The sequence below is a fragment of the Sphingobacterium sp. xlx-96 genome (genome assembly GCF_011007365.1).
In the GTDB taxonomy this organism is placed as follows: domain Bacteria; phylum Bacteroidota; class Bacteroidia; order Sphingobacteriales; family Sphingobacteriaceae; genus Sphingobacterium; species Sphingobacterium luzhongxinii.
This window is the reverse complement of record NZ_WFKM01000007.1, coordinates 166656-180499: the sequence shown is the minus strand read 5'-3', so window position 1 is coordinate 180499 and position 13844 is coordinate 166656. Positions and strand designations below refer to the sequence as shown.

The 13844-nt window shown below is 39.1% G+C and carries 8 protein-coding genes; 1 reads left to right on the top strand and 7 read right to left on the bottom strand.

Features of this window, described 5'->3' with window-relative positions; translation table 11 throughout:
• Positions 1–3 precede the first annotated feature (3 nt).
• The 7 genes from G7B20_RS10930 to G7B20_RS10900 form a co-directional block, all read right to left on the bottom strand.
• Positions 4–1017 (bottom strand): phosphodiester glycosidase family protein, encoded by a 1014-nt coding sequence (locus tag G7B20_RS10930; protein ID WP_164111165.1) that lies wholly within the window; start codon positions 1015–1017, stop codon positions 4–6.
• A gap of 209 nt (positions 1018–1226) precedes the next feature.
• Positions 1227–2540, bottom strand: a complete 1314-nt coding sequence (locus G7B20_RS10925; protein WP_164111163.1) for an alpha amylase family protein — start codon at positions 2538–2540, stop codon at positions 1227–1229.
• Entirely contained in the window at positions 2540–3934 is a 1395-nt protein-coding gene (locus G7B20_RS10920; RefSeq protein ID WP_164111162.1) for an alpha amylase family protein, read from the bottom strand. The genes G7B20_RS10925 and G7B20_RS10920 overlap by 1 nt, the downstream gene beginning before the upstream one ends.
• Before the next feature lie 200 nt (positions 3935–4134).
• Entirely contained in the window at positions 4135–5817 is a 1683-nt protein-coding gene (locus tag G7B20_RS10915; RefSeq protein WP_164111159.1) for a DUF5018 domain-containing protein, read from the bottom strand.
• 12 nt (positions 5818–5829) lie between these two features.
• Positions 5830–7560 (bottom strand): RagB/SusD family nutrient uptake outer membrane protein, encoded by a 1731-nt coding sequence (locus tag G7B20_RS10910; RefSeq protein ID WP_164111157.1) that lies wholly within the window; start codon positions 7558–7560, stop codon positions 5830–5832.
• A gap of 13 nt (positions 7561–7573) precedes the next feature.
• A complete protein-coding gene (locus tag G7B20_RS10905; RefSeq protein ID WP_164111155.1) occupies positions 7574–10780 on the bottom strand; it encodes a SusC/RagA family TonB-linked outer membrane protein in 3207 nt (1068 codons plus the stop codon).
• A gap of 335 nt (positions 10781–11115) precedes the next feature.
• Positions 11116–12372 carry an MFS transporter gene (locus tag G7B20_RS10900; RefSeq protein WP_164111153.1) on the bottom strand — a complete coding sequence of 419 codons (1257 nt, stop codon included), beginning with the start codon at positions 12370–12372 and terminating at the stop codon, positions 11116–11118.
• A 224-nt stretch (positions 12373–12596) separates the two neighbouring features.
• Between G7B20_RS10900 and G7B20_RS10895 the strand changes: the two genes are divergently transcribed.
• Positions 12597–13826, top strand: a complete 1230-nt coding sequence (locus G7B20_RS10895; RefSeq protein WP_164111151.1) for an ROK family protein — start codon at positions 12597–12599, stop codon at positions 13824–13826.
• The last annotated feature ends 18 nt before the right edge of the window (positions 13827–13844 follow it).

Genomic DNA, 13844 nt, shown 5'->3' with positions numbered 1-13844 from the left:
ACACTATTTCTTTTTTATTATTAAAGCGCTTACTACCTTTCTCTCACCAGCTGTATCAGAAGGCTTTATCGTCTGTTCGCCATTTACCACCAACGATGATGAGCCTCCTCCATCTAGATTTAATGCTCCAACACAGCCAATAGCCAACATTTCGTCTGCTACTTCTGCTAAGGTTAATCCTGGCGAAGTCTCTAGATTACCTCCCTCTACGGCAAGTAATATGATATTACCATTCTGTAAATAACCAATTGCAGAACGCGCTCTTGAAGAGGTGTTGTCCACAGCTATCAGCTCATTTACATCGGTAATATTTATTTTTGAATCTTTAATCAACATCGGAGAGCCACCAATTGCCGTAGCTACATCCCAAACTTCGCCGCCTAACGGGAATAAAGCAGAAGGTACCACCAAAGGAGGCTTTCCAACTTCATTACCACTAGGTTGAGGGTACGAGTAAAGAACCCCGTTACCCGTTCCAACACTGTAAACCCATGAAACGGAAGGAACCAGTTGACCTGTCAGACCCAAGGCAGCCCTTGTTGGATAATACGTTGTATTAACCTCATTAAAAGGTCGTGTTAAGCTTTTAACATTAACAGAACCAACTACACTATTATGCATGACGAGACTCAAACTAGTATTACCCGAGAAAAAACCTGCATTCATCGCGGCATATACTGTGCCCGTTTCTTCCTCAAAAAAAGTACTTGGTGTTTTGGCGGTTGTAGATACTACTGGCTTCAATTCTATACCTTTATTGGGTCTAAACACAAGGAGACTCATTCGAGTAGACTTTGAGCCAACTTTCTTTTCCGTCTTATACAATTCAATACCCTGAGGAAAGCTTTCTAATTCTTGCCGAACCCATTCTTTATCTAATGAGATAATAGGTTTATTAGGATTGTACTTATCCAACTGATAAATAGAATACAAACCAGGTTCTTCTTTCTTATCACAAGAAAACTGAAACAGCAAAACCGCAAAAAAAACACTACTCCATAAAAATTTTTGTATCATAACATCTATAATTAGGTATCTACGACACTAAATAAGAAAAAAAATATTGAAACATCAATTTATTTTTAATTTATTTTAAAAATAGAGTTAACATTACGCTTTTTATTCATAATATAAATCTTAAGAAATCTGGTGTTTCAAGCGACTCATCTGTTAATTCATAAAAAAGGCGGGAAAAGTCCCGCCATTCATTAAACAAACAACGCATATTACTTAAGACCTTCTTGGAGCTGATTCCACCAACCGTAATTAATAATATGCACAATATCAAACACCATTACACCTTGCGATTTTGAACGGCACATCTTAAGAGCCTTTAAAAATTGCTCTGGATGTTCCTTATATTGCTCCACGTAAAGCCCTGCATACACAGGTATCTTTCCCATCGTCACCTTATTCACCAATTCGGCAGATCCTTCTACCGTATACCAATCCTCTTTCTCAACAACCAAACCAGACTCCAAGGTTTTTTCTGTCGTATCGGACTGTTGCAACAATTCAGACTTCTCTACTTCAAAATAATAGTTACCGGTAGTAAACAAATCTAGATATTCCGCGTAACCAGTATTTTTATAAGCTTTGTTTGCCCAAGGAAAATCTAGACTAGGGTCATAATCCTTACTTGCAAAATTAACCCCAACATCGTAGTAAAGCGGATACCAAGATCCTGTATAGTCCCCGAAAACGATGTTTGGATTGATTCCCTTGATTTCATTACGGGCTTCTAAAATAAAATCATGAATGATTGTAGCTCGCCAAGCTAACCAATCTTTAAACAAAGGACCATCAATCCGTTCCTTACCTTTAAAACTAAAGATATCGACAGGAAAATTTGCCACTTTATTCCCTAAGTACTTCTCAAACAAAGTTTTGCTTTTCGGTGAAAAATCTGCGTTCAAGTTATCAAATCGGACACGATCCAAGATAATACCATCCAATTTCGGATACAATCCGACCAGCTCTTTCAAAATAGAAAGTTCATAGGCTTGTACTTCCGGTAAAGCCGGGTTAATCATGGCTGAATACTTGGTCTTTTGTTCCGTTATCAACTTAAATCCTTCAGGCAAATAGGACAGTGTCTGCCAAGCAGCTTTTGCGGTATCACTGTACACCACCCCGCGATCAAAATAATTATTCCCTGCCACAAATACATTGGTAGAAGCATGAACCTTTAAGCCTAATTTCTGTCCCTCCTCAATAAATACCGTTAACATATCCCATGACAGATCTTTCTGAACCTTACTCTCCCCCCAAGAAGTCATTACAGGAGCGATCTTACTCGGGTACAAGACCTCACCGGTAATCGGCTTTACATCGACAACGATATCTGTTACCCCAGCATCCTTTGATTTTTTAAGGTAATAAACGATAGAATCTTTAACACAGAAACGATCGAAATTGGCGGTAGCATCAAACCATAAAATATTCCTTGCAGAGAAGTCTTTATCCTCCTGAACGCCTTCTTTAGAGAAACCACAAGAAATACAAATCGCGCAAATAAATACTAAAATCAGTTTATACATCAATTCTTAACTCCTTCCTTAACCGCATCAAAAAGTTCAACTTTCAGTTTATTATATTCAGGAGCGTACATATGTACCACATCAAATAACATCACCCCACCGGAGGTCCGCGATAAAATATACTTTATAGCCTTCGAAATCTCTGATTTATTAGCGTAGGCAACATTCCCCACATCAATACTTCCATACAACGGCTTCCTATTTTTAGTGATGTATTCTATCCCATTCAAAGAACCTTCAATGCTCCACCAATGATACTTCAAGCTAGCCGTTGCAGAATTGTCCTTCAACATGATCTGCGTGAAATAGTTACCCGTCATCAGGAGATCTAGTTCTTCGGCATAGCCCGTTTCACCATATCCTGGGTATGCCCAATCAAAGCGCACCTCGAAATCCTGAAATGGATCGTAATCTTTACTAGCCCAATTGACTCCAACTTGATAATAAGTAGTGTACCAAGCACCTACATATACACCAAAATCAACATTTGGCTTTATAGATTTAACAGCGCCCCTAGCCTTTTTAACAAAATCCTGAATAACAGAGGCCCGATAAACCAACCATTGCCTATAATATTTCCCCTGAACATTCGGCAATAGTTGTTCACCACTCGTTTTCCAACTTGTAACAATATCAGATGGGAATTTGAGGGAGGATCGTATATCCTGATTATATTTTCTTTTCATAAAATCGACAAATTGAATTTTACTTAATTCAGAAAAATCGGCGGTAACATCCGTATACCTGCCGTAATCTAAGATCAATCCGTCTAATTCAAACTTCCCGACAATCTCTTTAATAATATTTAGCACCCGGTCCTGTACTTCTTTTGCAGCTGGGTTTACGAACATATTTTTACCCGTCTCGGTAATCTTTCCTAAAGTTCCGTTAACATCTTTTACAACTACCGACTCATACTTCTCGCGGAACCCCGGGTTATCAAAACCGTACCCAAATTTCCTGAACCCGTCAGCCTCTACAAAAGTAACAATAGAAAGATAAGCCTTAAACCCTCTCTTCTTTGCTTCAGAAAGAACAAACTCCACATAGTCCGCAGGTTTATTCTTGCCGTCTAATGCCTTAAACTCAGGCGCATATTGACTCGCGTACATCAAATACCCTGAGCTAGGTTTCACATCAATAACCAACCCAGTTGTCCCTGCATCCTTTAGCTTATCCAATATACCTTTGATCTGTTCTTTATCACTAAACTTGCCATAAGTACCAAATACATTCGATCTTGCGTCCACCCAAACCAATACTTCCCTTTTTTTCTCTCCAGGCTTTGGTTCTTCCACCTCAGGTTCCTTTTTAGGAGGGGCATTATCACTCCCTTTCTTGCATCCAATCAGGAGCAATCCAAATAACAAGAAAATCAACGTTTTTACTTTCATATGTATGTAATTTGATTTTTATCTGTCATATGGAATATCCAAACTATATTCATTCGTGTTTGTGCAGTCTGTACTACATGGATATTTCATATGTAAATAATTATTTCTTGATCTGTCAGTTGACAAATCGGTTTGACTTTTATCTGCTATTAATTTATTTAGAGGGGTGCAATACTCTTATTGCACCCGACATTTAACACTTACAAATCCACGCAGTCAAACTGAACGCCAACTACATAACCATTTGTAAACATAAAATACATATATAGATAGTACCCATTATCCGACAGGCGCATAATGACATCTCCTGTACCATTTGCATTTACAGGACCTTGTGCTCCGTTTGCTCCATATTCTCCTTTTGGTGCAGCCCAGATTAATCCCGGAGTTGCTCCTGAGCTCAGCGACGGATCCCCAGAGAATCCGCCATCAGTATCTATTAAAAAAACCTGATCTGCCGCCCCCCAAGTAAAAGTATTAACGTGATTATAAGCCACGTACCTACTGTTATTAAACTCAATGTAATCAACTGCATTTGCTATAAAATTACTCCCTAAGGCATCCAATGAACTTACGATTGAATTCGTAGCTCCACTTACCTTCACTAATTTATTATTCGAATATCCTATCGCAAAATAGTCACTTGTGACAGAAGTAGGAGATGTATGGATAACATCCGCATTATTATTGCTCCATGAATACCCAGCAATATTGACAATCTCAGGAGCTGTGGAAGATAGAACACCATTAACAACTTTCCATCTTGCGAAGCCACTCGATGCATTTGCATTCAGAGGCACCGTAATGATAGCGTTTGTATTTACATTTCCAATAACTGATAATTTTCTTCCCAAAGGAATAGCACCTGAGTTCCATTGAATATAAGGCTGTGGAGTAGCTGTAATGGATGACATTTTCCATACCGTAAACGTATTACCATCATTCGGAACGAGATTACATACAAAGATATTTCCCGCGTCATCTGATGTAGAATAAAAGTTCTTGAGGTTCCCTTTAATAGCTCCCAGATCTACTGCACCTAACTTTTGTCCAGTCATAGCATCCAGGTAAACACTATTTTGTCCTCTTGTATTCAGAACAATATACTTATCCGTAACAGCCATTCCACCAGTCATATTATCGGCGTCAATCCCCAGATCTGCTTTCATCCTCTTTGCAAACATAACCCTCGCACTACCCTCGCGAATCCCCTTAGGAAGACGCTTAGCCTCAACCATTTGAAGTGTATAACTTCGTTTTGCATTTCCTGCAGAGGAAACAATAAAAGGTTTTGGCGTGGTAAGATCTACCCCCCCACCATTGGAGATAGATCCAGTTGAATGCCGATTTATTGTATAGGTAATTGTTGCATTATTGACAACAGTACCAGGCACCACCGAAAAGTTTATTTTACCACCATTAATAATAGCTTGCACATTTTGCTGCGTTCCTGTGCCATCCTCAAAAGTCAAAACAGCATTAGTTACCGTAGTATTGCCTTCTTTTTTTGCGACTACGACATATTTATTAACTTCCCCAGTTCCAGAAGTTACGGTAAGTTGCCTCGGCTGAGTCAAATCCCAAAACCCATCTAAAGATGGTGAAATTTTTGAATCTGAAGGAACTGATGCCCGCAACAAAATCTTTGATAAGGAGACCTCATTGTCACTATCTTCCGGGTAGTAATAGTTTATATTTAAATAAATGGTATCATTACTGATTGTAGAGGAAAACAAACGATTCCTGCCCATGCCATCAAGCGTAGCATAAAAATCAGCTACATTATTCTTTGAGTTTCTTATCAATGGATCTTCTTGCTTACAAGCCCATAGTCCTATCATCAGGAAGAAAAATATATTTAATCTAAATAATTGCCTTTTCATAACTCGTGTAATTTACCAACCTTTAATCTGTGTCAATTCATCATTCCGCTGAACTTCTGCCTCGGGTATAGGCAAATAATAAAGTGAACCTGTAAACGTTCTCAAGGCATTATCGGCAGATTCAACAGTATACCTATAACCTCCTCCGGTGATTGCCTCAGGCTTATGACCGGTAAACTTCACATTATTCAATGCTAAGTGAGCTTTTCTCCACCTTCTCAAATCCCAAAAACGATGTCCTTCGAAAGCCAGCTCCACAACCCGCTCATGCTCAACCAAATCCAACAACACCTGCGAACTGGCGGCATTCCTGCTCGGAAGCCCTCTTTTGTTCCTTAACACATTTAATTTAACAAGACCATCCCCCACCTGATTCAACATACCTTTCGCTTCCGCATAAATCAAGAAAGCTTCAGCGTAACGCAATTCAATCCAACTCTGTGTGCTTTTATTCACCAAAAAGTCCCTATTTGTCTCATCCAAAAATTTCTTGCTATAATAACCGGTAACTGTTCTCTTGGGATCACCTGCCGCCCCATAAGGTGTAAATCCTTCGACCGAATTAGTAGAAACAGTTGTTAACGTACGACCTTTCCAGACGGAGCCGTTATAGAGAATAGTGGCATAAAAGCGTGGTTCACGATTGGTATAAGGATTTGCTGCATGCACGGTGTTTGCCCAAGAAAACTTAGAACCGTCTGCCATTTCAAACTCATTGACCAACTCTGCTGTAGGCACACCATATACCAAGGTTTGTCCTGGTAAATCACCTGGAGGCGCAAAGCCTAAATCATATTGATGGGTTACCTGAGGAGCGGCAAAATCAATGCGAAATACAGCCTCTTTTGTCAGCTCCTTATAATTCTTCTTATTAAATATCGCCTTAAAATCATCTTCAAGAGCATAAATCCCTTCATCGCCTAGTTTCAAGATCTCATTTGCCGCAGTCGCTGCTATTTCATAAAATTCGCTAGCTTTTGCTTCTGGTATCCCAGTCAACTCATCTGGATTAAACTGTTTTTTATCGAATTTAGCAATCGATGCCGCATACAGATTCGTTCTTGCCATCATCAGATAAGCAGCCCCTTTCGTAGCACGTCCAGACAAATTAGTCTTATCCAAATTCTTTGCAGCAAACTCAAAGTCATTTGAGATAAACCGATAAACAGCCTCCTCGCTAGACCGTGGATGATCTTTACTCTCCGTATACTGACTAATATCATCTAATAGCACGATACTACCATGGATCTTAGCCAACCAGAAATAAACATATCCTCTTAAAAACCGGGCCTCCGCCTCGAACTGGAGCTTTTTGGCATCATCTAACACCGATTTTGTCTTAACAAGATGAATTAGCTCATTTAACCTTCTGATACGTTCGTAGCCTTTCTCCCAATAATTAAGCCCAACACTCGCAGGTGAAAAGTTTTGGGCGTTATAAGCTAAAACATTGACTGTACCATTACCGGCGGTTGTAGAGGTATACTTCATGATATCCGTCAGTCCATCAGTCGCATTATCATAGCCCAAGTTAGGGAATACGCCAAATTGAAATGACTTAATCTCATTGTACATCCCATTAAGATACATTTCTGTAGTTTTTGCTTCAGATAATATCGCATCTTCCGTAAAGAGATCTGGAAGTTCGACATCTATTTTACAGCTTTGAACTGTAAGTAAGCTTATAAAAGCAGCACCTAGTCCAAAACGATTTACTATTCTCTTATTAAATATATTTTTCATGCTAAATAGTCTTTTAAAAGGTCACATTTACACCAAAAGAAAAAACACGCTGTTGCGGGTAAAATCCATTATTTACGTTGGGCATCTCCGGATCCAAATACTTTAAGTAGTCGAACGTAAACAGATTGGAACCTGTAGCGACTAAACGTACTTTTTGAATCTTAGCTTGCTTGGTCCAATCCTGAGGTAAAGTATAGCCCAACTGTAATGATTTCACTCGCAGATAATCCCCTTTCCGAATCCAGCCCGAATTGATATGGGCATTATGTGAAGACAGTTGTGCTTTATAGGCTGTCATTCTCGGGAATTCAGCATCGGTATTATCTGGACGCCAAGCGTTTTCAACTAAAAAATAAGGGGAATTACCGTAGCCATAGAATGTACGGGTAAAAGGTGTATTATCGTCAATCCCTGATGTACCTGACGAGCCTTCGTATGTACCTGCTAAGCTGACACTTGAACGCCCAGCTCCTTGCAATAATGCTGAGAAATCAAATCCTTTGTACGCCAAATCAATATTCAAACCGTATAACAGTTCAGGCATATTAGAACGTCCGATATAAGTCATATCATCTGTTCTGGTTATTCTACCATCACCATTCAAATCTTTGTACCGGAAAAAACCAGGTGCAACGATCCCCCCAGATGGCGAAGAAGTATTAGCGGCTTCCTCCCATGTGTCAATAAAACCATCAGTTACAAAACCTATTTTGGTTCCCCTTGGTTTCCCAATCAAATTTTGCCACTCCGGCGTATTCGCAGCTTGGTTCAACTTCAAGTACCTATTTTTAGCAAAAGTGACATTACCTACCAAGCGAACATCAAGACCGCCAAATTTTTGGTTATAGCGTAGCTGTGCATCAAAACCGCGATTATCAAACTCTCCGATATTGTATAGGGAAGGGTGATATCCCCCTATAGTAGGAGGATATAGGTTTCCTATCGATCCTAAAATTCCACTTGTATACTCGTAAAACCATTCAAAATTAAATCCAAACTTCCCATTCAAGAAGGTAGATTCCAACCCAACATTTGTCTTTTCCGTAACTTCCCACTGTAAATCTGGATTGGGAAACCCATTGGTATATACTGCTGAAACAACCTCGCCACCAATCACGTTTACTGCTCTGACATTAGAAAAGGTGTATTTATAGGCATAGCTTCCATATCGCTCCCTATCATTACCTAATTTTCCATATGAGGATTTTAATTTAAAAAAGTCAATAAAAGTAAACTTATCCTTAAAAAATGATTCCTCACTAACTACCCAGGCCACACCAGCTCCTGGAAATGCCCGCCATCTGTCCTTTTCCGCAAAATTAATGGATGCATCCCATCGTGATGTTCCTTCAAACAAATACTTGCCCTTATAGGCATAATTTACCCGAGCCACATACCCTGCTCTAGAATCATCGACGCTTGCACTTCCTGTTGGATTGATAATGTCATTTACATCCGTGCTACCGAAATTAATTTCATGAATCAAATCAATGGGAAAATTTGACGCTCCCGCCGAAAAAACATTACCTTTCTTCTGAGACCATTCATAAAGTAACAACGCCCCTACACTGTGGTCATCATTTATAGTCGTATTATAGGACAAACTTGGATTAAAAGCCAACCTTGTCGTTTTACTAAACGATTGTCTCAATGTTGTCTTATTCATTCCCGGAGCTGTCTCAATTAAAGTAAAATCCCCCGTTACCTGTTCACGAGCTCTCCCCATGGTAGAATAAGGCCCAGTAAATGACTTAGCTTCCTGATTATTGTAATCATAGGCCACGACCACCTTAGCTTCTAGTCCTTTCACCCCTGGAACTTTAAATAATACATGCGAAGTACCTTGAAAAATATTAGCCCAATAATTCTGGTAACCAGACTCCTCAACTGCGGAAACAGGATTTACCCAACCAGCATTTGAATTATAACTAACAGGCAATCCGTTTGGCGCATGGGTAGGGAGATTTGGCAACATCCGCACCGCCTGATAAAAAGGATTCATATACGCTATATTGTCAGGAGCATATCCTGGCAATTTGGTAATTTGCTGTCTCAGTCCAAGATTTAACCCAAATGAAAGATACTCATTCGCCTCAAAATCCAGATTGGAGCGTACATTATAACGCTTAAAATCTGTCTTTTTTATTACACCATCTTGATCAAAATGTGATAAAGACGTAAAATATCTTGTATTCTCCCCGCCTCCTGAAGCAGTTACAGAATGATGTTGGGATCGACTATTTCTTCCGACCAACATACCCAACCAATCTGTGTTGCCAAAAAGAGGATTTGTATTACTTCCATCTCTGACAGCATCTATTAGTTCTCTAGAATACAACAAGGGAACAGGTGTTCCCCCAGTATTGCTCAGATAATCATTATCCACCTCTGTGGCTGTATTATACCACTCCATATAATCCGGTCCATTCAAGAACTTTGGAAACCGCGTATTCTGCCCAACCTCATACGAGCCATTATAAGTTACCTGTGCCTTTCCCTTAACGCCTTGACGAGTTTTCACGATGATAACACCAGCTTGTCCTTGAATACCATAAGCAGCTGCTGAAACAGCGTCTTTAAGAAAAGAAATACTTTCGATTTCGTCCGCATCAAGATACCCAAACGACTCACGTTGAATACCATCCACAATTACCACAGGAGAAGAACCTCCTGAACTTTGGTATCCCCTAATTCTCAAACCAGCACCATCAGCTCCAGGACGTCCTGATTGTTGCAATGCAACCACTCCGGGCACCCTTCCAGCCAAGGTGTTATTCAAGTTCATGGTCGAAGTCTTCCGCAATTCGTCGCCTTTAATCTGTGCAACGGAACCAACTAGATCCTTACGTTTTTGCGTCCCATAAGCTACCACAACCACTTCATCCAAGTACTTATCCTCAGACTCTAAAGTAATCATGATATTACTTTGCGCTCGTTCAACCAACGTTTTGTGCGTGATATAACCTAAAGAAGAAACGCTTAGCTCAGTAGGCATTACATCAGAAGTAACAGAAAATCCGCCTTCCGCATCAGAGATAGATTTCACGCCCCCCTTTCCAAAGGTAATTGACACCCCTGGAATGGGCTTACCTTTTTCATCCACCACCTTTCCACTGATTCTTGTTTGAGAAAACGCTAAATGGGTAGAGAATATCAGTACTAGGAACAGTACATATCTACCCCACATTTGTGTTGTCTTAGACAGTAAATTTACATCCATTATTTTAAGTTTATATAAGAGTTAGCACTGGAAAACGTTAGCATCATCCCCATTTCAATTGATAGGAGTTTGCCAAAGTTTATAAGAGGGTTCAAAAATTCAAGTTTTCGGTTAACCGTTCTTACATCATACTATTTAGTTCTATAATTCTTTAGCTAAAATAAGAAATAAAATATCAAACAATCAACTTATTTATAATTTTTTTTAATATATAAGTTTGTAACTCAAATAATAAACATAAACAAAACAGTATTTAAGCAAATAAAATACTATATAAACAAAAAAAATCTCATTGCTTTTTATAACAATGAGATCTTCCTGACACAAAAAACTATTTAACTCTCTTTCACTTCTTCCAATTCCTCAGGCTTCTTCAACGGTACCAGCCAAGTCACTATAAAAGCCGGTATCGTCGCAATCATTACCCAAATAAAGAACTCCCTATACCCCATCATATCACTCAACCAGCCACTGATCATCGATGGAATCATAAATCCCAGGTTCACCAGGCCGCTCCCAAAAGCATAATGTGCCATTTTATATTTTCCTGGCGCAATATTCTGCATAATGAACAAGATCAGTCCAACAAAACCAAATCCATACCCAAAATATTCTACAACAACAGCGCTCCCTATAATATAGAGGTTTTCTGGCTGAGCTACAGCCAAAAACGCATAAGCAGCAAAAGGAATATTAAATGCAGTACAGAGAATCAAAAGCGATTTTCTATTCAACCCACTCTTCGCAATAAAATTACCTGCGACAATAGATCCCAAAACAAAGGCGACCGCTCCAAAAACACCATACAATAGACCAATCTGCGATGTACTCAGTTCCAATCCCCCATCCGCACGCGAAGACTTGAAGAAAAGAGGGATTATTTTAATGGCCTGCCCTTCAGCGAAGCGATAGAAAACAATGAATGCTAAACTAAACCAGATGTGCTTCTTCTGAAAAAAAGTTATAATGACATCTTTCAATGTGGTCATACCTTCTTTAAAAGTAGACGATTTCACAGCCGATTCGGTGGACGGCAACATACGCATATTATAGAATCCCAATAGCAACATTATTCCTCCATAAGCAAACATAACGATCATCCATGCATTATGAATACCGACTTCACGCTCCAACTGTCCAGCCAAATAAACCAGTGCACCACCCGAGAAAACTTTAGCCACGTTATAAAATGCACCCTGCCAACCAACATACTTAGCTTGCTCCTTAGCAGACAACTCGTTGAGATAAACACCATCTGCGGCCGTATCATGGGTAGCCCCACTCAAAGCTATAATCGTCAATATCGCAATCGAAAAACTAAAAAAATGATCCAATTGCAACGTCAACCCCACCAAACCGAACAATATACCAGTAAATATCTGTGTAATATAAACGAAGAATTTTTTCGTCTTATATAGTTCCAAAAACGGCCCCCAAAGTGGTTTTAATGTCCAGGGTATCATAATAAGCGAAGTCCAAAATGCAATCTGTGTATCAGATACGCCCATATTTTTATACATAATAGAACTAGCACCAGACACTGCAACAAAGGGCAGCCCCATAGCAAACCAAGTAGTAGGTATCCAATACATTGGATGTAAAGCCTTTTTATTTTCCAATTTAATAGTGATATGCGGTTTTAAAATGATTATTAAGAAAGTTCAATTTTATCAAAAAAAAAACTAACAACCAATTTATTATTAAAATATTTTAATAATAATACGTTCAGCACACCCTATATTGGAACTGACATTTAAATTCCGTAACTTTTTTTATTATATTTATCCCAACTATTAATAGGGTAATCATTTTTAAGATGGGATCAAACTTTTTAACAGATTTACATAATGCCAATATAAGTGGTGTCGCTTTTAAGAATATAAAACTTAAAAAAAAAATTCTAGCCTACTTCGCCTCCCATGACCTCGCTACAATAGCTGAACTCAGCAAAGAATTCAATATAAGTATCCCAAAAATAAACGAGTGTATCACTGAACTTATCGATGAAAAACTTGTTAAAGATTACGGTAAGCAAACCTCAAACGTTGGTAGAAAGCCCAACAATTACGGTCTAGAAGCCAACTCGGCCTTTTTTATAGGCGTGCAGGTAGGTCATGATTTCCTGAGCATTGCCATGATAAATATGAAAAAAGGGCTCGTTGCCAGCAAACACGACATCCCCTACACACTAGAGAACAACGAACAGTCTTTACTGGATATCTGCAAAGAAATAAAAGACTTTATTGCCAAACTAAACATTAAAAAAGAAAAAATTTTAGGAATTGGAGTCAATCTATCAGGCCGTATCAACTACAGAACAGGTTATTCATACAGTTACTTTAATTTTTACGAAGATCCTTTATCAAATTTCTTTGAACAAGAGCTGGGCATTCACACCTTTTTAGAAAACGACACCAAGGCACTTGCTTATGGTGAATTCTCCAGCGGTATCCTAACGAACGAAAAAGACGCCTTATTTATCAATGTGGACAATGGGATTGGCTTAGGCATTCTCATAAATAACCAACTCTACTATGGAAAATCTGGTTTTTCGGGAGAATTCGGACATATCCCTATCTTTGACAACGATATTATCTGTAAATGTGGCAAAAAGGGCTGCTTAGAGACTGAAGCATCCGGACATGCTTTACGTCGCAGCATAATCGCCCAATTAAAAAAGGGCGCAACCAGTACCCTAACAAAAAAATTCCATGAGGTAGAGGATATTCGTCTACATGACATTATTCAAGCAGCAAAAAAGGACGACACCTTATGCATCGAAGCCATTAATGAGATTGGCGAAAAGCTAGGTCGAGGCCTAGCTGCTTTAATTAACATATTCAACCCCGAATTAATTATAATTGGAGGTGTCCTAGCCGCTTCGGATGAATACCTAAGTCTTCCCTTAAAAAATGCTATCAATAAATACTCCTTATCTATCGTCAATAAAGACACCAAAATAGTCATGTCCAGCAATGACCAGAAATTTGCAGCAATTGGCGCGTGTTTATTATTGCGCGATCGTCTTTTAGAAATTACGGAGTAGACAGCAAGATATTGCGAT